The organism is Stenotrophomonas sp. YJH_SMC_138, from assembly GCF_059369855.1.
Map to the genome: position 1 here is coordinate 1 of NZ_JCAFTB010000007.1, position 21,942 is coordinate 21,942.

21 protein-coding genes are annotated in these 21,942 nt (G+C 66.9%); 16 read left to right on the forward strand and 5 right to left on the reverse strand.

The features are described 5' to 3' along the window. A partial coding sequence (locus AC5P7I_RS14930; protein ID WP_495222168.1) for a DUF6531 domain-containing protein occupies positions 1 to 3,519 on the reverse strand: 3,519 nt, incomplete at its 3' end. 356 nt (positions 3,520 to 3,875) lie between these two features. Here AC5P7I_RS14930 and AC5P7I_RS14935 point away from each other — a divergent pair. After that, positions 3,876 to 4,697 (forward strand): alpha/beta fold hydrolase, encoded by an 822-nt coding sequence (locus AC5P7I_RS14935; protein ID WP_262219358.1) that lies wholly within the window; start codon positions 3,876 to 3,878, stop codon positions 4,695 to 4,697. A 35-nt stretch (positions 4,698 to 4,732) separates the two neighbouring features. Here AC5P7I_RS14935 and AC5P7I_RS14940 read toward each other — a convergent pair whose 3' ends face one another. Further along, positions 4,733 to 5,527 carry an AraC family transcriptional regulator gene (locus tag AC5P7I_RS14940; protein ID WP_014647399.1) on the reverse strand — a complete coding sequence of 265 codons (795 nt, stop codon included), beginning with the start codon at positions 5,525 to 5,527 and terminating at the stop codon, positions 4,733 to 4,735. Positions 5,528 to 5,606: 79 nt separating this feature from the next. Between AC5P7I_RS14940 and AC5P7I_RS14945 the strand changes: the two genes are divergently transcribed. The 5 genes from AC5P7I_RS14945 to AC5P7I_RS14965 all read left to right on the forward strand — a co-directional run bounded on the left by AC5P7I_RS14945 (position 5,607) and on the right by AC5P7I_RS14965 (position 10,582). After that, positions 5,607 to 7,568, forward strand: coding sequence for an FUSC family protein (locus tag AC5P7I_RS14945; RefSeq protein WP_262088189.1), 1,962 nt, complete (start codon positions 5,607 to 5,609; stop codon positions 7,566 to 7,568). A gap of 4 nt (positions 7,569 to 7,572) precedes the next feature. Further along, the gene (locus AC5P7I_RS14950) at positions 7,573 to 7,782 is read left to right on the forward strand and encodes a DUF1656 domain-containing protein (RefSeq protein ID WP_014647401.1); all 210 of its coding nucleotides are present in this window, start codon (positions 7,573 to 7,575) and stop codon (positions 7,780 to 7,782) included. Position 7,783: 1 nt separating this feature from the next. Continuing rightward, entirely contained in the window at positions 7,784 to 8,668 is an 885-nt protein-coding gene (locus tag AC5P7I_RS14955) for an HlyD family secretion protein (protein WP_262088190.1), read from the forward strand. Next, positions 8,665 to 10,101 (forward strand): efflux transporter outer membrane subunit, encoded by a 1,437-nt coding sequence (locus AC5P7I_RS14960; protein ID WP_262088191.1) that lies wholly within the window; start codon positions 8,665 to 8,667, stop codon positions 10,099 to 10,101. Before AC5P7I_RS14955 ends, AC5P7I_RS14960 begins: the two co-directional genes overlap by 4 nt. 133 nt (positions 10,102 to 10,234) lie before the next feature. Next, positions 10,235 to 10,582 (forward strand): RcnB family protein, encoded by a 348-nt coding sequence (locus AC5P7I_RS14965; RefSeq protein WP_041863539.1) that lies wholly within the window; start codon positions 10,235 to 10,237, stop codon positions 10,580 to 10,582. Between the two features lie 48 nt (positions 10,583 to 10,630). On the opposite strand, the gene AC5P7I_RS14970 is transcribed toward AC5P7I_RS14965, so the two are convergent. After that, the gene (locus tag AC5P7I_RS14970) at positions 10,631 to 10,945 is read right to left on the reverse strand and encodes a hypothetical protein (protein WP_262088192.1); all 315 of its coding nucleotides are present in this window, start codon (positions 10,943 to 10,945) and stop codon (positions 10,631 to 10,633) included. 17 nt (positions 10,946 to 10,962) lie between these two features. Further along, on the reverse strand, positions 10,963 to 11,286 hold the full coding sequence (locus AC5P7I_RS14975) for a hypothetical protein (RefSeq protein ID WP_262088193.1): 324 nt from the start codon (positions 11,284 to 11,286) through the stop codon (positions 10,963 to 10,965). 340 nt (positions 11,287 to 11,626) lie between these two features. Between AC5P7I_RS14975 and AC5P7I_RS14980 the strand changes: the two genes are divergently transcribed. The 6 genes from AC5P7I_RS14980 (at position 11,627) to AC5P7I_RS15005 (ending at position 16,984) form a co-directional block, all read left to right on the forward strand. Then, entirely contained in the window at positions 11,627 to 12,073 is a 447-nt protein-coding gene (locus AC5P7I_RS14980; RefSeq protein ID WP_262088194.1) for a YbbD-related protein, read from the forward strand. A gap of 35 nt (positions 12,074 to 12,108) precedes the next feature. Further along, positions 12,109 to 12,639: a Cif family virulence factor gene (locus tag AC5P7I_RS14985; RefSeq protein ID WP_014647406.1), complete on the forward strand. Its 531-nt coding sequence runs from the start codon at positions 12,109 to 12,111 to the stop codon at positions 12,637 to 12,639. A gap of 104 nt (positions 12,640 to 12,743) precedes the next feature. Further along, positions 12,744 to 13,418, forward strand: a complete 675-nt coding sequence (locus tag AC5P7I_RS14990) for a response regulator transcription factor (protein WP_014647407.1) — start codon at positions 12,744 to 12,746, stop codon at positions 13,416 to 13,418. Next, complete coding sequence (locus AC5P7I_RS14995) at positions 13,415 to 14,668, forward strand: HAMP domain-containing sensor histidine kinase (RefSeq protein WP_262088195.1); 1,254 nt, start codon at positions 13,415 to 13,417, stop codon at positions 14,666 to 14,668. The genes AC5P7I_RS14990 and AC5P7I_RS14995 overlap by 4 nt, the downstream gene beginning before the upstream one ends. A gap of 47 nt (positions 14,669 to 14,715) precedes the next feature. Next, complete coding sequence (locus tag AC5P7I_RS15000) at positions 14,716 to 15,102, forward strand: diacylglycerol kinase (protein ID WP_014647409.1); 387 nt, start codon at positions 14,716 to 14,718, stop codon at positions 15,100 to 15,102. 73 nt (positions 15,103 to 15,175) lie between these two features. Further along, a complete protein-coding gene (locus tag AC5P7I_RS15005; protein ID WP_262088196.1) occupies positions 15,176 to 16,984 on the forward strand; it encodes a phosphoethanolamine transferase in 1,809 nt (602 codons plus the stop codon). Here AC5P7I_RS15005 and AC5P7I_RS15010 read toward each other — a convergent pair. Beyond that, on the reverse strand, positions 16,888 to 17,808 hold the full coding sequence (locus tag AC5P7I_RS15010) for a M14 family metallopeptidase (protein ID WP_142234867.1): 921 nt from the start codon (positions 17,806 to 17,808) through the stop codon (positions 16,888 to 16,890). The two genes, AC5P7I_RS15005 and AC5P7I_RS15010, sit on opposite strands and share 97 nt — an antisense overlap. Positions 17,809 to 17,953: 145 nt before the next feature. On the opposite strand from AC5P7I_RS15010, the gene AC5P7I_RS15015 reads away from it, so the two are divergent. The 4 genes from AC5P7I_RS15015 to AC5P7I_RS15030 are packed head-to-tail and all read left to right on the forward strand — an operon-like array spanning position 17,954 to position 21,890. Then, a complete protein-coding gene (locus AC5P7I_RS15015) occupies positions 17,954 to 18,607 on the forward strand; it encodes a DUF3348 family protein (RefSeq protein ID WP_014647411.1) in 654 nt (217 codons plus the stop codon). A gap of 10 nt (positions 18,608 to 18,617) precedes the next feature. Continuing rightward, entirely contained in the window at positions 18,618 to 20,882 is a 2,265-nt protein-coding gene (locus AC5P7I_RS15020) for a DUF802 domain-containing protein (protein WP_262088197.1), read from the forward strand. Continuing rightward, a complete protein-coding gene (locus AC5P7I_RS15025) occupies positions 20,879 to 21,517 on the forward strand; it encodes an OmpA family protein (RefSeq protein WP_014647413.1) in 639 nt (212 codons plus the stop codon). The genes AC5P7I_RS15020 and AC5P7I_RS15025 overlap by 4 nt, the downstream gene beginning before the upstream one ends. Next, positions 21,441 to 21,890, forward strand: a complete 450-nt coding sequence (locus AC5P7I_RS15030) for a DUF2894 domain-containing protein (RefSeq protein WP_262088198.1) — start codon at positions 21,441 to 21,443, stop codon at positions 21,888 to 21,890. Before AC5P7I_RS15025 ends, AC5P7I_RS15030 begins: the two co-directional genes overlap by 77 nt. The last annotated feature ends 52 nt before the right edge of the window (positions 21,891 to 21,942 follow it).

The following is a 21,942-nucleotide window of genomic DNA, read 5'->3' on the forward strand; positions in this document are numbered from 1 at the left end:
CGTGCCGGTCGCGCCGTCCTGAGTCTGGGTCAGGCGGCCCAGCGTGTCGTAGGCGTACTTGGCCAGCACCGTCGAGCCCGTGCCGTTCTTCAGCTCGGTGACCGAGCCGACCGGGTCATACCCGTAGCCCAGCGACAGGCCGCCTGCAGCCGGGTCGTGCACCGCCTGCGGGCGATAGTCGAGGTCCAGCGGGCGCTGCAACTGGCGGCCGTTGCCATAAGTCCAACCGGTCGCCGGTCCGAAGGCCGCGTAGGTCACGTTGTTCACCACGATCTGGCGTGCCTGGCCGGGCCGAGTCAGGCCGATCTGGCTGATGCGGCCCTGGGTATCGCGCACGTAGTCGGCCACGCTGCCGTCGGGGTAGGTCAACGCAGTCAGGCGACCCGACTTGCTGTAGGCATAGCGCAGTGTGCTGGCCACACCATTGACGGTCTGCACCTTGCGGGTGACTTGGCCGAAGCGGTCATGGCAGTACTGGGTGCTGCCATTGGCATGCAGCACCTGCCCCAGGCGTCCCTTGGCAAAGCGCTCGTCGGTGGCACAGGCGGTCGGTGCCACGTCATAGCTGTAGCCCACGTCCAGATTGGGGTCTGGATAGGCAATGCCGATCAGGCGGTTGAGCGCATCGTAGTGATAGGTGGCGGTGACGCCGCGTGCATCGGTAGCCGTCTTGCGGTTGCCGGCGGCGTCCACGGTGAAGCTGCTGGCGCCGCTGTCCGGGCTGACCTGGCCGGTCAGATCGCCGAACCCGTTGTAGGCGTACGTGGTGTGCAGGCCCTTCGGGTCGGTGACCTGGGTGACCTGATCCAGCGCGTTGTACTGGCTGCGGATCTCCGCCGCGACGCCGCCGACGTCCTGCAGCGTCTGCGCCAGGCGGTTCAGCGGGTCATACTGCTGGCTGGTCACGCGCTGCAGTGCGTCGGTGATCGTCTGCGGGTTTCCGTTGGCATCGTAGGCGAAGCCTGTGGCGTGATTGCTCGCGTCCTTCAGTGCGGTCAGCTGACCGAGCGTGTTGAACGTCCGTGCCAGGGTGCGACGCAGGGTGCCGCCAGTATCCAGCGTGTCTTCCTTGAGGCGGTTGCCGGCGTTGTCCAGCGTGTAGTGAATGGTGTTGCCTACGTTGTCCTCGATATCAGTCAAGCGCAGCGCCGCATCGTAGACATAGGAAACGCTGCTGCCGTCGGGCTCGGTGATCTGTTGCACCTGGCCGGTCGGCCAGTAGCTGATCTGGGTCACCCGGTCCTCGGCTGTGGCGGCACCGCGCACGGTGACCGAGGTCGGCCAGCCGCGGGCATGGTAGGTGTAGTCGGTCACAATGCCGTTGGCATCCTTGACCGACAACGGCCGCCCGAACGCGTCGTAAGCCAGAGTCTCGGCCGTCTGGCCCAGCGCATTGGTCACGCTGCGCAGGTCGCCCTTGCGATAGCTGCAGGCACCTCCGGTCGCGCACCCTGCATCATCCGCCGAGTAATAGGCATAGGTAACGGCATCGGCCACATCCGTGCGCGGGCCATCCACACTCTTCAGCAGCCCCTCCACCGGGCAGCTGCCTGCCGCTGCCACATCAGCAGCTTCGCAGTAGGTGTAGCTGGTGATGCGCGTCTGACCGGACGCGGTGTCGGTCACCGTGTTGGTTGTCGGCTGACGCCGGGTATTGAAGGACGTTCGGGTTTCACGATTGCCGATGCGGGTGGTCAGTACCGCATTGATTTCGACGTCGCGCGCCGTGGTCACCACCCGCTGCTCGGGCAGGCCGAACGCTTCGGTCACGGTATGGATGCTGACGGCACGACCACTCACCGGATCGGTGCCCTGCGCATAGGTGTGCTTGGTCTGGATGCCGCGGCGATCGGTGTAGGTATCCAGACGCCGGCGGAAGTCGACACTCTGGTCGTAGTAGGTTCGGCTGACGGTTCCCTGCGAATCCGTCAGGCCGGTCACCTTGCGCGACGGAGCGCTATCGCCGCCGGGTGTAAGGGTGTAGTCGGTCTGCCGCCCCAGCGCGTCGGTCACCACCGCACCACCATCGGGGCTGTAGGCCAGTGTCACGCCATCGGCACCGCCGGCATGCTGACTGGAAATCACACGGCCGATGGAATCGTAGGTGAAGGTGCTGTAGCGGCGACCGTCCTCGGCGGTGATACCCGTCAGGTGCTGGGGAAAAGCCTGGTTCTCGTAGTGATACGTGCGCACGCCGCCACCCGCATAGGTCACCGTGGCGACCTGGTTCTGCGGTGTGTAGGTGTAGGTGGCGAGCGAAATGCCTTCGACCAGCACCGAACTGATCAGCGCCTCATAGTCGTTGGACTGGTAGACGAACTCCAGTGTGCGGCCACTGCTGTGGGTAACGGCCGCAAGGCGGTCGCTGTCGTCGTAGATATAGGTCAGCGACGTGCCATCTGCGAAGCGCTTGGCGGCCAGACGCCCGTCCGCGTCGAAGGTCGAGATGGAGCCCTTCGAGTACAGTGTCCAGTTGCCGTTCTGGACCAGACGATCGCCACTGTCGTCGTCCGCCTCATAGGCTTGGCCGACCTTCTTGAATGCACGCTGGAAACCAGTACTTTCAATGATGCCCACACTGTCAACGCCATCCAGTGCCAAGTGGGCGCCCAGCGAATGGGTCCAGCCATAACCGAAGCCACCGGATGAGGTCGAGATGCCGGAGTGATAGAAGCGCGTCAGCGCGATCCAGCCCAGATCGAAGTCCGGCGCGATTTCGTACTTCTCGCCCGTTTTGACGTCGCACGGATTGCCTACGGTGCCGTCGCAAGGCGCGTTGTTTGCCTCCTCACCTTTTTCTGTCGAGGGACAACTCGGACCCGCGCTGTCCTTGTCGCACTTCTGCGACTTCGAGGTAATGGTTGCAACGAATTCTTCGCTGACGCAGGCGTTGTGTGTGTTGGACCACTGCGTGAAGGGGATCGGGCAGTTCAAGCGTCGCATGCGAGCAAGCCCTGTCGTTCCTGCGTCGAAGGGCACGCACGGAGACTCCGCCGAATTGCTGCCCAGCATGCCGGTGACCCGGTACTCCCTGACCTCCGAAATTCCGTCCATCCCTGGAGCAGTTGGGCCCCATTCTCCTTCCGGCACAGCAGTTTCCCCAGGACACTGGGGATTGATGTCCTGCAAGTCTGCAATGAGCGCTTCCAGCACTTCCTCTTCGGACAGGAAGCCACCATCACCCGCGCCGTAGTAAGTCCAGTCAGGGTCGGAGGGCTGCGTCCTTCCCATCCAGTAGGTGATCGACGTGTTTCCGTTCAAGTCCACGACTTTCGACTTGATCTTGTCGACGTACTGCCAGCCGAACTGGAACTCCGGCGGGAAGGGGCTGGGCGCCGGCAGGTTCTTGATGCCGGCCACCGCCGCCTGCTGGGTCTTGTACTGGGTCGCATCGCCGCCGGGCTGTGAAATGCGCCAGGTGATCTTGCTTTCCTGCGCCTGCGCCACAGCAGGGGCGAAGCAGCCGAGGGCAACAATCGCCAGCGCGGCACGCGAGAGGGTCTTCAGTCGTTCCAACATCCCTGTTCTCCTTCCTGGACGAACACAGCGCCGGCGGGAACGAGAACGCGGAGCTGAGCCCACGCGTCGTGCATCGGATCGTCCCTGGTCCGGAATGCGGCAGTGCCACATGCCGCCTTTATCGTCGAGGACGCTTGCACATTCAAGTGTGGAGTCGCGTAACCGATCACAGATTCAAGCATCCAACGCCATTCAGCGGTCTACGCTCCGCCCCATGACTTGCTGCACAGGGAGTCGGTGTTATACCTCACTACATTACCAGCACGACCTGTCGCGAGGTCGGCAGGCTGCGGCGCTCCGCTGCAGACCTGACCCATCGGAAGGGCTGGCACGCGTCACGGCCCAGGGGAATGGCAATGAAGAGCAGCCGAGTGACGTTGTGGGTGCTGGCCGCGATGATGGCCACTGCAGGCACCGCCCACGCAGGGGAAATCCAGGTGGATCGCGGCGCCTACGCGCTGCAGGCCGAAGAGACCGGGGCCGGCCCGATCACCGTGGTCTTTGAATCCGGATTCGGGCAGGGCGCGGGGGCCTGGAAGGAGGTGGTTGCCGGTCTGGGGCGCGACTACCACAGCATCACCTACGCCCGTGCGGGACTCGGCAAGTCCGGCAGCGACGGTCACCCCAAGCGCATCGATGCGCATCTGGCCGACCTCACGGCCGTGATCGATACGCTCGCCCCCGGTCGCCGCGTTGTGCTGGTGGGTCATTCCTATGGCGGCCTGCTGGCCACGGAGTTTGCACGCCGCCATCCGGAGCGCCTGCAGGGCCTGGTGCTGGTGGACCCGGCCACGATGGGGCAGCGCCATGCGTTCAAGCAGGCCGACAGTGCCCGCGTGCAGGCAGATGATGCCCAGCTGCGGGCGATGCTGCCGCCAGCCATGGCCGCCGACTACGCCGTGCTGACCGAACAGCTGGATGCACCCGGTGCGGAAACCCCGCGCACGATGCCGGACGTGCCAGTGGCGCTGCTGACCGCAACCCAGCTGGCTGCCGAACCGCTGTTCTTCGAGGAAACCGCAGCGGGCAAGGCGCTCTGGAAAGCACAGCACGCCCTGCTCTTCTCGGGCTTCACGCGCGGCTCGCACCGCTACCTGGCAACCGGCCACACCCTCCAGCGCGAAGTTCCTGCTGCGGTGGTGGCCGCGATTCAATCGGTCTCCGGCACCTCGAAGTAGCTGTTCCAGGCAGGAGCTTCCCGGGCTGTCCCCGGCTACTGCCCACGCAGGCGCACCGCAAAGTACCGCGCCGGGGAAAGGCCAAGCGCTTTCTTGAACATCGTGATGAAGGCCGTCACCGACTCATAGCCCAACGTCTCGGAAACGCGTTGTACGGGTGCACCGGCGGCGAGTTCCCGAATGGCGATGAGCAGGTGCAGTTGCTGCCGCCAGCGCCCGAAGGACAGTCCCGTTTCGCGTTCGATGAGCCGGGTCAACGTCCGCTCGCCCAGGGCCAGGCGCACGGCCCACTGGCCGATGGTGCTGCGATCTGCCGGATCCGCCGACAGCGCCGCCGCCAACGCCCGCACCTTCGGGTGATGGCTGACCGGCAGCGACAGATGCTCAGCCGGCATCTGTACCAGCTCGTCCAGCAACACCCGCGCCAGTCGGTCGGTGTGGCTGCCATGCGGATAGTCCAGCGGCGCGTCGGCCAGGTGCAGGATCATCTCGCGCAGCATCGGCGAGATGGCCAGCGTCACGCACTGCGCCGGCAGGTCGACGATGCCGGGCTCGACGAACAGGTAGCACAGGCGCGCGTTGGCGGTGGCGCGGTTGCTGTGCGGCATGCCGCCCGGAATCCAGACGCCACACTGGGGCGGCACGATCCACAGCGCGTTGGCCACTTCGCAGGTCACCGCCCCATGCAGCGCAAGAATCAACTGGCCCTTGCGGTGCTCATGCACGGGAATTTCCGCGTCGTGCTCGGCCACCTGCAGGCGGCTGGCGACCGCCGGGCGATCGGTCTCGTCCGGGTCCAGGTCAAAGCCGGGGAGCGAAATGCGAGCCATTCTCACATTGACCGGTTTTAGCGATTGATTGTCATTGTAGCGAAATTCGCCAGTGCGGCCGATCACTAGCATGAGCCGCATGCACGCCCCCACCCCTGCCCGTCTCCACGTGTTCCAGGCATTCGCCTGGTTGAAAAGCCCTGCCCTCAGGACCGACCAGGAGGCGGTGCTGTTCTCGCTCAAATGCCTGCTCGCCGCGTCGCTGGGGCTGTATGTCTCCCTGAGGATCGGCCTGAATCGCCCGTTCTGGGTGATCGGGACGGTCTATCTGGTGTCGCAACCGCTGTCCGGGGCGACACTCAGCCGCGGCCTGTTCCGCCTGCTCGGTACCGTGGGCGGAGCCGTCGCCACCGTCGTGCTGGTGCCACGTTTCGCCAATGCACCCCTGGTGCTGAGCGCCGCGCTCGCGACCTGGATGGCGCTGTGCCTGTACCTGGCGATGCTCGACCGCACGCCACGTGCCTATGCGTTCCTGCTGGCCGGCTATACCACCAGCCTGATCGGCTTTCCTGCGGTGATGGTGCCGGGAGACGTGTTCACCACTGCCATCACGCGGGTGCAGGAAATCGCCATCGGCATCCTGGCCGCAACGCTGGTACACGCGCTGGTGCTGCCGCGCCGGGTCTCGATGCGCGTGCACGCACGGGTCGCTGCCGTGCTGGATGACGCGGAACGATGGACACGGGACATGCGCGCCGGCGCATCGGACACGGTGCTGGCGACGGACCGCTCGAAAGTGGCGGCCGACCTGCTCGAGCTGCATGTGCTGTCGATCCACCTGCCCTTCGACAGCGCCCACGGCGTGGCCCAGGTGCAGATCCTGCGTGCCCTGCATGACCGGATGCTGGACGTACTGATGCTGTCCAGCGCGGTGGAAGATTCCATCGCCCGGCTGCGATCACCACAGGCCAGCGCGATGGATTCGCCTGGCTGGCGCGAGCTGATGCAGACCGGCCTCGCCGCGCAACAGGCCGAGCTCGACCTCGCCCACGCCGACTGCCGCGTGCTGCAGGCACAACTATGCACTGCCCGGCCCGACTGGCGCCGGCATGTACCTGCCCGCCTTGCGCGACATGCGCAGGGTGCGGTACTTCACCGGGATCATCGGCTTGCCCTGCGCAGCGCGCTGGGCGCGTTCGTCGGCATCCTGCTGAGCTGCGTGTTGTGGATCGTTACCGGCTGGTCGGACGGCGCCACGGCGGTGTCCATCATCGGCACGGCGTGCGTGCTGTTCGGCACGATCGAAGCGCCTGCGCCGCATGTCATGCGCTATCTGGTGGGATCGTTGATCGGCGTTGGCGTCGGCCTGCTCTACGGTCTGCTGATCTTCCCCGCGCTGTCCGATGTCGTCGGCCTGATTGCCGCGCTGGCGCCTGCGCTGCTGCTGTGCGGATCGTTCCTGGCCCGGCCTCCCTTCATCATGGCTGCCCTGGGCGTGGTGCTGACGTTTCCGCTCATCGCGGGACTGGGCGCGACCAATACGGTCAACATCGTCGGCGCACTCAACAACAGCGTAGCGTTGTTCGTGGGTACGACAGTGGCACTGTGCAGCATGCAGCTGTTCCAGACCACCGATGCGGGCCGCAACCGCGCACGGCTGGAGCGTTCGATCCGTCGGGATATCGCACGACACGCCGCCGGACAAGGTGGCGTGGCCCGGGCCTGGCTCAGCGGCATGCTGGATCGAATCGGGCTGCTCGCTCCCCGGTTGCGGGGCGGTTCCAGTGCCGCAGACGACCTGCGGGCATTGTTTGCGGACGTGCGTGCGGTACGTGCATCCAACCAACTCCGCGCACTGGACAAGTGCCAGGAAAACCCGCAGGTCCGGGTGCTTCATGCGGCGCTGATCGAACGCGTCGCCGCACATTTCAGGGTTTGTGCCCACGCGCCACGCAGCGTCGACGCCCATCTTCTGGAACTGCTCGACCGCATGCGCGAGGCAGCAGTGGCCAGCAGCGGGGATGATCGTGAGCATCTGTCGCACCTGCTCTGCGGATTGCGCCGCGACCTGCTGGCGCCTGCTCTCACCCTTCGGCACTGACCTCATGTTTTCTGATCTCTCCATTGATGGCGTGCTGATCCCCGGCCTGCTCGCCGTGGCCGCCGCCGCGCTGGCGCTGTCGATGCTGACCTCGCGCCTGCTCGCCAGTCTCGGTCTGTACCGCTTGTTCGCCGCGCGACCACTGGTGGGCCTGTCCCTGTTCGTGATCCTGGCGGAGCTGATGATCCGGCTCTCGCCCCTGCTCGAGAAATGAAATGAAACACCTGCTTGTTGTCATCGGGCGCTGGAGCGCTACGCTGGTTGTATTCGCGATTGCTGTCGTCGCCGCGCTGTCCATCTGGAAGCGTTACGAAACACGCCCGTGGACGCGGGATGGACGGGTCCGCGCCGATGTGGTGCGCGTTGCGTCGGACATGGGGGGGCTGGTCACCCAGGTGCTGGTGCACGACAACCAGCGGGTCAGCGCCGGACAACTGCTGCTGGTGCTGGATCAGCCACGCCTGGCTGCCGCGCTTGAGAAGGCCGACGCAGCGGTCAGCAGCGCACGCGCGACGCTGGCGCTGGCCCGCCGCGAATCGACGCGGGACAACGCACTGGGCAACCTGGTCGCCTCGGAGACACGCGAACGCAATGCGGCCAAGGTCGACACCGAGCTGGCCGCCCTGGCGCAGGCACGGGCCGAACAGCGCGTTGCCCAGCTCAACGTGCAACGCACCGAGGTGCGCGCGAGCACCGACGGCATCGTCACCAACCTGGACCTGCATGCGGGCGATTACCTGCAACCGGGCGCGCAGGCGCTGGCGCTGATCGACACCGGCAGCCTGCGCATCGAGGGCTACTTCGAGGAAACCAAACTGGGCTGCATCACCGAGGGCGATGCCGCCGTGGCGCGGCTGATGGGCGACACCCGCGATGTCCGCGGACACGTGGAGACCATCGCCGCCGGCATTGCCGACGATCAGCGCTCCAGCACGCACAACCTGCTGCCTGCCGTAGCGCCGACCTATACCTGGGTGAGGCTGGCACAGCGCATCCCGGTACGCATCCGTATCGATGATGCGCCGCCGGATACGCGCCTGATCGTGGGTCGCACTGCGAGTGTGACCATCACGCCCTCGGCACCGGGAGCCTGCAAGTGAGCGTGCGGACAGTACGTGGTGGGCTGCTTGCCCTGTTGCTGCCCCTGACGGCCTGCGTATCCGGCCCCGACTATCACCTGCCTGCGAACGCCGTCGCAGCTTCACAACAGGCTGCGCGGGCGTTCGTCTCAGGCCAGGACGCATCGTTCAGCCACGACGCGCCACCGGATCGATGGTGGCACCTGTATGGCGACCCCCAGCTTGACGCCTACGTACGCGAAGCACTGGCGGCCAATACCGACCTGCGCGCCGCCGATGCCAACCTTCGGCGCGCCAGCGCTACCGTGCTGGAGTATCGCGCGCGCGGTGCCGTACAGGCCGACGTGGATGCATCGGGCACGCTCACCCATGCCGGTGGCTACATCCAGGCGTCGGCCGCCCCGCAGTCGTACGCGCTGGGCCTTCACCTCTCCTATCCACTGGATCTTGCAGGTGGCATCCGCCGCGGCATCGAAGCCGCCAACGCCGACGCGGAGGCGGTTGCTGCGGCGCGCGACCAGGTCCGCGTGGTCGTCGCTGCGGCCGTCACCCGTGCCTATCTCCAGGTGTGCACCCGCAATCACACGCTCGCTGCAACCCGGCAGGTGCTGGCGATACAGCGCGACACGCTGGAGGCAACCCGTCGCCTGGCTGCAGGCGGGCGCGGAACGGACTTCGATGTCAGCCGTGCCGGTGCCGCGGTCAACCGCAGCGCGGCGGCGATACCGCACCTGCTGGCGGAACGGCAGGCCGCACTGTTCGAGCTGGCCGCACTGATGGGCAGGGTTCCGGCAGACTATCCCAGGGAGGCCGAAGCCTGCCCACGCCCCCCGGAGCTGGAGCAGGCGCTGCCGGTCGGTGATGGTTGGCAGCTGCTCCAACGACGCCCTGACATACGTGCCGCCGAGCGCAGCCTTGCCGCAGCCACGGCGATGATCGGCGTAGAGACGGCGGGTCTCTATCCGCAGATCACCTTGGGCGCCTCTTCGGGCGTGGCCGGCACACCGGCGCATCTGCTGTCGGCCGACGGCTTCGGTGCGAGCATCGGTCCCGTACTGTCATGGCACTGGCCCAACCGCCGCGTAGCCAAGGCCCGCATCGCGGCGGCCGGCGCCAATGCAGATGCCGCTCTCGCGTCCTTTGACGGCGTCGTGCTGCAGGCTCTGCGGCAGACCGAGACCGCGCTTTCTGCCTGCACGCAGGAGCTTGAACGCGAGCGCAGCCTGGCGCAGGCGCGTGGGGATGCAGCGCGGGCCGCCGGGCAGGCGCAGCAGCTGTACCGTTACGGCAGGATCGATTTCCTCGATGTGCTTTCGGCCCAGGCCGCGCTGGCAGATGCGGAGTCCGCATTGGCTGCATCGCGCGCGGACCGGGTCGACCGCCAGCTGGATCTTTTCCTGTCGTTGGGCGGAGGCTGGGCCGCAACGGATTCGGCCGCGGGCGGTGCCCGGTGACCCGTTCAGGGCAGCGACTGCACGCCGCGCCGTCTGTTCAGGAACGTACCGCCTACACCCGTATTCATTCACTCTGACTGCCCTATATTCCTGCCACAGCGCCGCATGCTGCGGCCATGACGGAGGCATATCCATGAAGACAACACGTTTGCTGGCCATCGCCTTGACCACCGCCACCGCTTTCGCTGCGGCCCCCGCGTTCGCCGATCCGCCGCACCACGCCCGTGGCAACGGCCCGCCGCCGCACGCAGGCGGCCCGCACAACCGCGAAGCGCCGCCGCCGGGCTGGCAGAAGAAGGCCTGGCGACGTGGCGAGCGCCTGCCGTGGGCCGAAGTGGACCGCCGCTACTGGGTAGACGATTACGCGCGCTATGACCTGCGCGAACCGGGCCGCGACCGGCGTTGGGTGCGCCAGTCCGATAACGAGTACCTGCTGGTGGAGATCGCCACCGGGCTGATCATCGACGCCCTGCATCGCTGAAGCGACCTGCAGCGTCCCCACGCAGCGATTTACATCGGTGCAGACACCTTACGACCGGGGTCGCCCCGGTTGGCGGTGTCTGCGCCCACGGCGCCCCGCCCGCCTCCGCGGCCCGCCATGCATGCCCTCCCGCAGCGCGATATACCCGCACATCAGCGCTGTGGCAAATAGCCCCATCGCCACCAGTATTTCGAATCCCCGATCACCAAAGAGCAGGCGGATGGAGGTCTCCAGTGAGCACAGCCTGCCGCAGCGCAGGCCGTGCTCGTTGAAGCCATGGATGAGCACCAGTACGCCCATCAGCCCGCACCACGCCATCAGGGCCAGGCTTGCGATGAAGATGAAAGGTCGATGGATACGCATGCGCTCGTCGCGGTCTTCTACGGTGATGTCCAGCGCGACGTTGCGAGCACGCGATCGGAAGCATCCAGCGCTACCGACCAGGCTTGGGTATCCAGGCGCAGCCGGTTCTCATACCACCATCGCTGCGCACAGCGACCACTGCATCCACGGCTGGCATAGCGGGTAAAGGGAGCACCGGCGTGCTCCACCACGTCAGGGTGCCCCAGCGCCCGCAGTACCTCGGCCCTGCTCGCCCCGACCGGGACCGAGGCAAGCGCGTGGGAATGCCACGCCGAGATCGCCGAGCAACCGGCCACGTACGCCACGAACAGCCCGACCAGCCCCCACATCAGTGTCCTCATTGACAGATCCCCTCCTGCGCCGCGCGCCCGCGCATCATCCGCGCAGACGCTCTTCGACGTCAAACTTCAACGACAAGCGGACCTGTTGCAGCGCCCGGCAACCGTGCTAGCGTGCGCCGACCGATGATTCAGGATGAACGCAGGGACACCCGTCGATGGCAGGCAAGCGCCGGAAGGACAGGATCACGCAGGAGCACGGTCTGTTCGTGAAGCGGCCCGGGCCCAAGGGCGGCGCCATGCCAAATCCAGCGACCGGCCGTGCGACTGGAACTGCGAGAGCGGCTCAAGCGCCTGGCGCCGGAAGATCTGGTCAGGCTGCTTACCGGCGGGGACGACAACGATGATCAGCCCTGGAGGAGTGATCCGGCGCGCCATCTTCGTGACGCTCTGCAGTGTACTGTGCGCCTGCGGCCTGGTGATGGACAGTTCGTTCGACACTCTGCGCGAGGCGCTTGACTCCGACATGGTGAACAAGGGATGGATTCCCGGCTGGGTGCCCCACGAGGCGACCGACCTGCGCGAGGTGCACGACCTCGACTCGAACACCAGCGCGCTGGCCTTCACCAAGCCTCCTGAGATACCACTGCGGCTGCCTGCGGATTGCCAGGCAACGACATTCAGTCACAGCGATCCTGTTGCGTTCGATCGATACTGGTGGCCGGGCGACGGGACGCTCAAGTCGTCGTATCGCGTCTTTCGCTGCGCGCCCGAATCCGGAAAATCAGTCTTCGTCGCCATCAACAGGACCGAAGACCACGTGCTCTTCTGGCGAACCTACGCGCGGTGATGCGCCCGCGCCACCCTATTCCTCCCCAGGACCCCATGATGCCCAACGCACGTGCACGCTTCGTCGCCCTCGCCCTGTTGCTCCCGGCGTGGCTGCCGGCCTACGCCACGCAGAATGCCCCCGCCGACGTCAAGGCGATCGAACAGGTGGTCGAAGCGTTCCGCACCTCGCTGATCAACAAGGACAAGCCGACCTACATGGGCCTGTTCTTCTCTGATAAACCGGAAGACATCGGCTGGCAGTTCGTTTCCGAGGATGTGCGCCTGCAGGACATCCGCAAGGCCAAGCCCGATGCGATCAAGGCACGGCAGATTCCCGCCAACAACTTCATCGCGCTGATCGACGGGGCGGTCGCCTCGCCGAAGCCGAAGGAGGAGAAGTTCTCCAACACGAAGATCGAAACGGACGGCGATGTGGCCTCGGTCTCGTTTGACTACAGCTTCCACGACGATGGGGTGAAGACCAACTGGGGCAAGGAAATGTGGCAGCTGGTCCGCACCGAGCAGGGCTGGAAGATCTTCTCGGTGATCTACTCGATCCGCGATTCACGCAGCCCGGGCGATTGAACGTCGCTTGACCGGGCCGAACCCAGGCCGCGATCCATTCAGCAAGGGCATTGGCATTCGGCCATCGATCGGGCAGAGTTCGGCCACGCGCAAGGACGCATGCCATGACCCGCCTGCTGATCATCGAAGACAACCCCGAGCTGGTTGCCAACCTGTATGCCTTCTTTGAACCGCTCGGCTACGTGCTGGACGACGCGCGCGACGGCGCCAGTGGCCTGCGCCGGGCCACGCAGCACGACTACGACGCCATCCTGCTGGACCTGATGCTGCCGCGCCTGGACGGCATGACGCTGTGCCAGAAGCTGCGCCAGGAGTTCCAGAACCCGGTGCCGATCCTGATGCTGACCGCACGCGATCCGGTCGAAGACCGTGTGCAGGGCCTGGCCCTGGGCGCGGATGACTACCTGGTCAAACCGTTCTCGCTGGTGGAACTGGATGCACGGATCAAGGCCCTCGTACGAAGGGCACAGGGGCGCCAGGTCCAGAGCGTGCTGGCGTGGAAGGACCTGCAGGTGGACACGCGCTCGCCACAGGCCTGGCGGCAAGGCCGCTGCATTGCGCTGACGCCCACGTCGCACAAGCTGCTGATGTGCCTGGTGCGTGCAGCTCCCGCCGTGGTGCGCAAGCAGGAGATGGAATACCTGGTCTGGGGCGACGAGCCACCGGACAGCGGCGCGCTGCGAACCCACATCCATGAGCTGCGCCTGCAGGTGGACCGCAGCTTCGACACCGCGCTGATCACCACGGTGCACAGCGTCGGCTGGCGCATGCAGGCGTGAGCCCTGCCTCCCTCTACCGCCGCCTGAGCCTGCGCACCCGCATCACGATCTCGTTCGTGCTGTTGATGGCCGGTGCCATGGGCTTCATCGTACTGGCCGAACAGGTCGACTACGACCAGGTCCGGGCTGCTGTCGTCGCACGGACCCAGCACGGCGAAGTGCAAAGGCTGCAGGCCGCGCTGGATCGTGGCCAACGCCCCGCCCTGCCACCAGGGACCCAGCTGTTCGATGCCCAGGACGTGCCATTCGTACTGCGCCAATACGGCCCGGGCTACCACGGCGAAGAGGCGCCCAACGAGTGGCACCTGCGTGTGTTCGACAGTGGTGGCCAACGCTACTACCTGCTGCAGGACGCCGCACCCTATGGCTATCTGGAACACCTGATCAATGCCTTTGCGGCACTGGTCATTTCGGTCTGCGTGCTCGGCGCCTTCCTCATCGGCCGCAAGGTCGCTACCCACGTCATCGCGCCCATCACACGATTGGCCGATGCGGTGCAGGACGGCCACAAGCCCTTTCCCTACCAGGACGCACGCGACGAGATCGGCGTGCTCGCGCGCGCCTTTGCCCGCCATAGTGACGAGCTCGAACGGTTCCTGCATCGCGAGCAGTGCTTCAGCGGCGATGCCAGCCACGAGCTGCGCACGCCCTTGGCCATCATCGGCGGTGCTGCCGAAACGCTGGCCTGCCAGCTTCCGGCCGACAGCCACCTGGTTCCCAGCGCGGCACGCATCCTGCGTACCACCCAGGAGATGCAGCGCCAGCTGACCTGCCTGCTGCTGCTCTCGCGTGCCCCCGGCGCCGTGCCGCGCAACGCGGTGGCCCTGCGTCCGCTGCTCGAATCCTCCATGGAGCGCTGCCAGCCCTGGCTTTCCGGCAAGCCGGTGACCGTTGCGTTTGATGCCCGGCATGACGCCGTGCTGGTCACCAACGCGGATCTGGCGCACAGCATCATCTGGAATCTGCTGCGCAATGCCTGCCAGTACACCGAAAGCGGCGAGGTGCGAATCACCCTCCACGACACCGCACTCATCGTCGCTGACACCGGACCCGGCCTGCCGTCCAGCATCGACCCACGGCAGTTCCAGCGCTTCGTGCCCGGTGGCGCGCACAGCGGCGAGGGGCTGGGGTTGTCGATCGTGCAGCGCATCGTCGAGCACCTGGGCTGGACGATGACCGTGCAATCCTCCGGGCAGGGGTGCCGGTTCACCCTGCGCTGGCCCCGCCCCCCGCATCTGACGGATTCCTGACATCGGGCTGCACATGCTCCGGGCTGCTCCCCCGCTCTGGAGACGGCATGCAGCACCCCAAGGACAGCGGCAAGTACCCGCACGGCAAGACCGGATTGAGCCGCATCTTCCACACCCTTATCCATTCGCGCGATGGCTTCATCGCCACCTTTCGCGGCGAGGCGGCGTTCCGCCAGTTGTTGCTGCTGCACGCGCTGCTGATGGCGGCTGCGTTCGTGCTGGACATCAGCACGGTCGAGCGGGCACTGGTGCTGGCGGTCTGCTTCATCAGCCTGCTGGTGGAACTGCTCAACTCGGCGATTGAAGCCGTGGTTGATCGCATCTCGCTGGAGAAGCATCCGCTGTCCAAGAACGCCAAGGACATGGGCAGCGCCGCGCAGACCACCGCGTTGTTGATGGTGGGTGCGGTGTGGGGCGTGATCCTGCTGGGCTAGCCCGGCAATCCTGACAACTTCCTGATAAGGCCGTTTCGATACTGCGCGCACTCCTGTTCCGCGGAACCTGCTCGTGCGTCAATGCCTCCGTTTCCCGCGATCCCATCCAATCGTTCTGGTCTGGGCCGCCGCACTGTTCTTCGCCACGATTGGAAACATTGCCCTCTGGAAGACGCTGTGGGGGCTGATCGATCTCAACAGCCTGCGCAGCATGCTGTTCCTGGCCAGTCTGCCGCCGCTGCTGTTCTGCCTGTTCAACCTGCTGCTGACGCCACTGCTGGCACTGCCATTCCTGCGCAGGCCGCTGCTGTTGCTGCTCGTTGTCGTCAGCGCCGCGTGCAGCTACTTCATGCTGCACTACAACGTGCTGATCGATCGCAGCATGGTGCAGAACGTGTTCGAGACCAATCAGGCCGAACTGAACGCCTATCTGTCGCTGCCGCTGCTGCTCACGCTGCTGGCGCTGGGCGTGCTGCCCGCTGCCGGGCTCGCCCTGGTGCGCACCACCAGCGGGGCCGGTTCGATACGTTCCCTGCTGGTGTGGCCGGCCAACGTCCTTGCGTCGCTGGTGATGCTGCTGGTGATCGGCTTTGCGTTCTACAAGGACTACTCCTCGCTGCTGCGCAACAACCGCTACATCCGCGACCAGGTACTGCCGTTGAACGTGGTGCGCCATACCCACGGCTACCTGAAAAGCCTCTACAGCACCCGCCAGCAACCGTTGCGCCCGATCGGCACGGACGCGCGGCGCGTTCCGGGCCCGCGCCCGAAGCTGGTGGTCATGGTCGTCGGCGAGACCGCGCGTTCACAGAACGTCCAGCTCAACGGCTACCCACGCGCGACCAATCCCCGGCTCTCGCGCAAGGATGGCGTCATCAGCTTCAGTGATGTTTCCTCATGCGGAACCGCAACGGCGATTTCGGTACCGTGCATGTTCTCGCAGATGACCCGCCAGCAATACGACGACGTCCGCGCGGCGACCGAGGAGAACGTGCTGGACATCCTGCAGCGTACCGGCGTCGGCGTGCTCTGGCGCAACAACAACAATGGCGGCTGCAAGGGCGTGTGCGAGCGCGTGCCGACCGAGGACATGCCCGCACTCAAGGTGGCCGGCCAGTGCGTCAACGCCGACGGCACCTGCTACGACGACGTGCTGCTGCATCGGCTCGGCGCACGCCTCGACGCCATCCATGGCGATGCCCTGGTCGTGCTGCATCAACTCGGCAGCCATGGGCCGACCTACTTTGAACGGTATCCCGCAGCGTCGCGGGCCTTCAGCCCGACCTGCGACAGCAACCAGATCCAGCACTGCAGCAACGAGGCACTGGTCAACACCTATGACAACACCCTGGTGCATACCGACCAGGTGCTGGCGGAGACCATCGACCTGCTGCAGGGCTATTCGGACCACCGCGACGTTGCGCTGATCTATGTCTCCGACCATGGTGAGTCGCTCGGCGAACGCGGCATGTACCTTCACGGCACGCCCTACTTCATCGCCCCGCGCGAACAGACCCAGGTGCCGATGGTGATGTGGCTCTCAACGGAGTTCAGCCGCAACGCGGGCCTGGACATGGCCTGCCTGCGTGGGAATGCGCTGCGCCGCGCCTACAGCCACGACAATGTCTTCCATTCCCTGCTGGGCCTGTTCGGTGTCAGCAGCAGCGTGTACCAGCGCGATCTGGATGTCTTCGCCGGCTGCCGGGCGACGACCGGCGCGCCGCTCGCCACCGCGCCGGCCAAGCGGCACCGGCTGATGCCGGTCACCGCCCGGAACGTGGCGCGTTACTGTGCGGCCAGGGCGAAATCCAGGCCGGCGCATACCGCCGCCACCTGGGCGTCGTTGCATTCCTGCGGGTTGGTGCGCGGGCTGTCCGGGTAGACCTCGGTGGTGGTGGCAAAGCGTGCATCGGTGAAGCCGGCGCAGGCACCAATCGAACGCGATTCGCCCCAGACCACGCCCGGCGACTGCAACGGCAGGCCGACCAGGTTGCCCTCGGCGTCGGCCGGGGCGATATGGGTGACCGGGGCGACGGCGGCGATCAGGGCCTTCTGGAACTCGGCCTGCGGATCCTCGCTGTTGCCGATCACGTAGAAGCCGTCCGGAATCGTGTCGCGCTCGAACGGCTTGCCGTCGCGGGCGCAGCGGGCCGGATCGAACTCGTGCAGGTCGCTGTCGGTGGTCTCGTGCAGGTCCAGGTGCACCAGCAGGTTCGGCTTGCGCTCGGCCACCCAGCGCATCAGCGCGGCGGCTTCCTCGATCTGGCCGCCGTCACGGAAGCTGCGGTTCGGGTCGATGGCATCCGGGTTCCAGCGCTGGATGCGCTCGTAGCCCCATGGGCTGACGCACGGCGCCACGATCAGGTTCAGCCGGCCCAGGTAGCGCTCGGCCTGCTGTTCCAGGAACTGCAGGGCGCCATGCACGCCACTGGTCTCATAGCCGTGCACGCCGCCGGTGACCAGCGCGGTCGGCAGCGCCGGGTTCCAGTCGTGGTTGACCACGGCGAACAGCGGGTAATGGTCCGGCGCGTAGTCCAGCTGACCGTACTGGATCACATCGAAGCTGTCGTCCAGGCGTTCAAGCGCGGCCACCACATCGTCGTGGTAGCTGCGCTGGCGCTGCTGGCGGGCCCGCCACTGTGCGCGTTCCGCGTCGCCCCAGGGCTGTCCGGGGGTGCCGATCGGGTAGAACTGCGCAACAGTCATTGGGGAACTCCAGGGGTCGAACGGATGGGTGCAGCCGGACATTCTAAGCCTTGTCGCGCCTGCGGGCCCCTCCCCCCGGCCCCGCCTTCATCCAGGCCGGGTCATCTGGTTGTAAAATCAACGGTTTTTGGCCCCTCACCCCTTGATGGCGAACGCAGCGCAGCCGGTCCTGGGTGGACCGGAGTTCCTCCGCCTGCTCGCCCGTCTCAGCGACGGCGCGATGCCGGCCACCAGTCCCGCCCTGACCGATCGCCTCGGCCAGTGGGTGGACTGGAGCCGCGCCGTGGCCCTGTCCGGGGCGCTCGGCGGACGCCTGCCCGAGCCCGGTGAAGCCGCCGAAGCGCTCGAGGATGTGCTGGCCGACTGCGCGCAGGCGCACGCCAGCCTGCTGGCCTCGATCAGTGAGGATGCCGAAGCCGAGCGCCTGCTGGACCTGGCCGAAGCCGCCGCTGTACCCAACTTCGCCTCGCTGCGCCAGCGCTATCGGGTGCTGCAGCAGGCCATCCAGACCGCCACCGGGCGCCTGCGCGGCCGCCTGCGCGACCAGCTGGTGCAGGTTTCACCCGAGCTGGCGCGGCTGGCCGAGGTCGATGCGGTGATGGAACAGACCCTCACCCCGCGCGAGCACAGCCTGCTGGCCACGGCGCCGGCGGTGCTCGGCGCCCGGTTTGAACGCGTGCACGGCCAGCCCGGCTGGCGCGCGGCCTTCCGCCATGACATGCGCACCCTGCTGCTCGCCGAGCTGCAGCTGCGCTTCCACCCGATCGAAGGGCTGCAAGACGCCCTGCGCTCCCACTGACCGGAACACCATGTCCAGAACTGCTTTCCATGTCGTTGTTTTCCTTGTCGGCCTGCTGGCCGTGTGCTGGATCGGCATTGGCTACGTTTCGGTGCATCCGCTGGGTGCAGCGGTGGCGGCGATCATCGCGGCCTGCTACATCGCCGGTGGCGTGGAGCTGTATCGCTACCGCCAGGCCAGCAACGGCCTGCGCAGCGCGCTGAACGACCTGTCCAGCGCGAAGGAAAGCCTCGCCGCCTGGCTGGAACGCGTGCCGCTGGGCCTGCGCAACGCCGTGCGCCTGCGCGTGGAAGGCGAGCGCACCGCCCTGCCCGCACCGGTGCTGACCCCATACCTGGTTGGCCTGCTGGTGCTGCTGGGCATGCTCGGCACCCTGCTGGGCATGATGGACACGCTGCGTGGCACCGGCCTGGCGCTGCAGAGTGCGACCGACATGGCCGCGATCCGCGGCTCGCTGGCCTCGCCGGTGCAGGGCCTGGCGGTGGCATTCGGTACCTCGATCGCCGGTGTGGCCAGCTCGGCCATGCTCGGCCTGCTGGCGGCACTGCTGCGTCGTGACCGCCTGCAGGCCGTGCAGCAGCTGGACCGCGCCATTGCCGGCGACCTGCATCCGTACTCGCAGGCCTGGCAGCGCGCCGAATCGCTGCGCCTGCTGCAGGCACAGTCTGCGGCGCTGCCGGCGCTGGTCGACCGCCTGCAGGCGATGACCAGCACTTTTGAACAGCACAGTGCGGCCGCCAATGAGCGCCTGCTGGCCGGCCAGGCCGAGTTCCTGACCCAGAGCCAGGCCCTGCAGGAACGCCTGGCCGTCTCGCTGCAGCAATCGCTGCGCGAAGGGGCCGAAGCCAGCGCCGCCGCCATCGGTGGTGCGCTGCAGCCGATGGCCGAAACCACCCTGGCTGGCCTGGCCCATCACGGCGAAGCACTGCATGCCCGCGTCGAGCAGGCCGTGCAGCAGCAGCTGGCCGGCCTGAGCGAGGGTTTCGAGCGCAGCCGCGTCGCCACCGAGGCCAGCTGGGCCAAGGTGGTGAGCGAGCAGACCCAGGCACAACAGGCGCTGGTCAGTGATCTGCGCCAGCACCTGCAGGCCTTCAGCGATGGCCAGGGCACGCACGCCGAAGCACTGGTCGCGCGTCTCGGCGAGCGCCTGCAGGCCGATGCCCGCGGCAATGCCGAGGCATGGCGCGCCGCCGCCGAACAGCAGCAGGCACTGAACAGCGCGCTGGTCGAACGCCAGCAGCAGGCGTTGCTGGCCTCCAGCGAGCATCTGGACGCGCGCGCGCAGGCGCTGCTACAGGCGCTGGAGCAGCACCACAGCACCAGCCAGGCGCTGCTGCAGGACCACGAACTGCAGCGTTCGCAGCAGTGGCAGGCCGCGCAGGCCGCTGCCGCGGCCGCGCACGCCGAACTGCAGGCTGGCCTGGACAGCCGCGAGCAGCAGCGCCAGGCGCGCTGGGACGCGATCAGCGCCGAGCTGCAGCAGGGCCACGCCGCGCTGCAGGCGCAGCTGCAGGCCGGCGACGAACAGCGCCTGCAGCGCTGGAGCGAAGCCTTGCAGCACGTTTCCAGCGACCTGACCGAGCGCCTGCAGGCCAACGGCGAACACCTGGCCGCGCAGCAGCAGCAGGTCTGCGACACCCTGGCGGCCACCGCACAGCAGATCGGCGAGAACGGTCGCGCGCAGGCCAGCGCCACGCTGGCTGAAGTGTCTACCCTGCTGCAGACCGCCGCGGCCGCGCCCAAGGCTGCTGCCGACGTCATCAACGAGCTGCGCAGCACGCTGTCCGAGAGCCTGGTGCGTGACAACGCGATGCTGGAAGAGCGCGGCCGCCTGATGGCCACCGTGCAGACCCTGCTGGATGCGATCAATCACGCTTCGCACGAGCAGCGCACCGCTGTGGACGCACTGGTCGGTGGCTCGGCCGAGCTGCTGGAGCGGGTTGGCAATCGCTTCACCGACCATATCGCCGCAGAGACCGGCAAGCTGGATGGCATTGCCGCAGCGCTCAACGGCAGCGCTGCCGAAGTGGGCCAGCTGGCCGGCACGTTCGGCGAAGCGGTCGCGCAGTTCGGCAGTGCCGCCACCGAGCTGTCCGGCCGCCTGGAACAGATCGGCGGCGCACTGGATGCCTCGCTGGCCCGCAGCGACGAGCAGCTGGCCTACTACGTAGCCCAGGCGCGCGAGGTGGTCGACCTCAGCCTGCTGTCGCAGAAGCAGGTGATGGAAGAACTGCAGCAACTGGCCGCGCGCCGCGGCAAGGCCGGCAGCGCATGAGCGACGAGCTGGAGGTCGACGGCGGTTCGCATGCCCCGATCTGGGCAGCCTTCGGCGACCTGATGTCGGTGCTGCTGGGCGCGTTCGTGCTGATACTGGTCGGTGTGGTCGCCGTGCAGCTGGAACTGTCGCAGCGACTGGACCAGGAAGTGAAACAGCGCCAGGCCGAAGCCAAGCGCCTGCAGACGCTGGAGCAAGCGTTGGCTGGACCGCTGGCGGCCGGCCGCGTGACGCTGGTGGATGGCCGCATCGGCATCAGCGGCAGCGTGCTGTTCGCGCTGAACTCCGACCAGCTGCAGCCGGAAGGCCAGGAGCTGCTGCGCAGCCTGGCCGCACCGCTGGCCGCCTACCTGGGCAGCCGCGAAGAGATCCTGATGGTCAGCGGCTTCACCGATGACGCGCCGGTACGCGAAGGCAACCGGCGTTTCGCCGACAACTGGGAGCTGTCGGCGCAGCGCTCGCTGACCGTGACCCGCACCCTGATCGCCGATGGCGTACCGGCTGACGCCGTGTTCGCCGCTGCGTTCGGCAGCGAGCAGCCGGTCAGTTCCAATGCCGATGAGGAAGGCCGCGCACGCAACCGTCGCGTCGAGATCGCGCCGATTCCCAAGCCCAAGGCCCCGGATGCCAAGTAAGTCGCCAGCGCTCGAAGGCCTGCGCGCACTGGTGCGCGACCTTGATGCAGGGTCGCGCTCGCTGCCGCATTACCCGCAGGTGCCGATGCTGCAGCAGGTGCAGCGCGAGTGGACGGAGCTGCGCAGCGAACTGCAGGTGCGCCGCTCCCTGCGCACAGAGGCCCCGGCTGACGGCGGCCCGCTGAACTCGGCGGTGCTGGTGCAGCGCATGCTGGACACGATGCAGGCCACCAGCCCCGGCTACCTGCGCCACTTCATCGACTACGTGGACATCTTGTCCTGGCTGCAGGCACTGCAGGATGGCGCCGCCAGCGGTGCGGATAACGCAAAGCCGAAGCGCACGCGCAAGCAGCGCCAGACGCCGAAGGAGTAGCGCCGGCTGCTGGCCGGCAGCTACGCATCTCCGCGCGGGTCATGGGGTTGCC

Excerpts from the sequence above, each read along its gene's own strand:
- AC5P7I_RS14935 (WP_262219358.1), top strand. The coding sequence starts at position 3,876 with ATGAAGAGCAGCCGAGTGACGTTGTGGGTGCTGGCCGCGATGATGGCC.
- AC5P7I_RS14940 (WP_014647399.1), bottom strand. The coding sequence starts at position 5,527 with ATGGCTCGCATTTCGCTCCCCGGCTTTGACCTGGACCCGGACGAGACC.
- AC5P7I_RS14945 (WP_262088189.1), top strand. The coding sequence starts at position 5,607 with ATGCACGCCCCCACCCCTGCCCGTCTCCACGTGTTCCAGGCATTCGCC.
- AC5P7I_RS14950 (WP_014647401.1), top strand. The coding sequence starts at position 7,573 with ATGTTTTCTGATCTCTCCATTGATGGCGTGCTGATCCCCGGCCTGCTC.
- AC5P7I_RS14955 (WP_262088190.1), top strand. The coding sequence starts at position 7,784 with ATGAAACACCTGCTTGTTGTCATCGGGCGCTGGAGCGCTACGCTGGTT.
- AC5P7I_RS14965 (WP_041863539.1), top strand. The coding sequence starts at position 10,235 with ATGAAGACAACACGTTTGCTGGCCATCGCCTTGACCACCGCCACCGCT.
- AC5P7I_RS14970 (WP_262088192.1), bottom strand. The coding sequence starts at position 10,945 with ATGCGTATCCATCGACCTTTCATCTTCATCGCAAGCCTGGCCCTGATG.
- AC5P7I_RS14975 (WP_262088193.1), bottom strand. The coding sequence starts at position 11,286 with ATGAGGACACTGATGTGGGGGCTGGTCGGGCTGTTCGTGGCGTACGTG.
- AC5P7I_RS14980 (WP_262088194.1), top strand. The coding sequence starts at position 11,627 with ATGATCAGCCCTGGAGGAGTGATCCGGCGCGCCATCTTCGTGACGCTC.
- AC5P7I_RS14985 (WP_014647406.1), top strand. The coding sequence starts at position 12,109 with ATGATGCCCAACGCACGTGCACGCTTCGTCGCCCTCGCCCTGTTGCTC.
- AC5P7I_RS14990 (WP_014647407.1), top strand. The coding sequence starts at position 12,744 with ATGACCCGCCTGCTGATCATCGAAGACAACCCCGAGCTGGTTGCCAAC.
- AC5P7I_RS15000 (WP_014647409.1), top strand. The coding sequence starts at position 14,716 with ATGCAGCACCCCAAGGACAGCGGCAAGTACCCGCACGGCAAGACCGGA.
- AC5P7I_RS15010 (WP_142234867.1), bottom strand. The coding sequence starts at position 17,808 with ATGACTGTTGCGCAGTTCTACCCGATCGGCACCCCCGGACAGCCCTGG.
- AC5P7I_RS15015 (WP_014647411.1), top strand. The coding sequence starts at position 17,954 with ATGGCGAACGCAGCGCAGCCGGTCCTGGGTGGACCGGAGTTCCTCCGC.
- AC5P7I_RS15020 (WP_262088197.1), top strand. The coding sequence starts at position 18,618 with ATGTCCAGAACTGCTTTCCATGTCGTTGTTTTCCTTGTCGGCCTGCTG.
- AC5P7I_RS15025 (WP_014647413.1), top strand. The coding sequence starts at position 20,879 with ATGAGCGACGAGCTGGAGGTCGACGGCGGTTCGCATGCCCCGATCTGG.
- AC5P7I_RS15030 (WP_262088198.1), top strand. The coding sequence starts at position 21,441 with ATGAGGAAGGCCGCGCACGCAACCGTCGCGTCGAGATCGCGCCGATTC.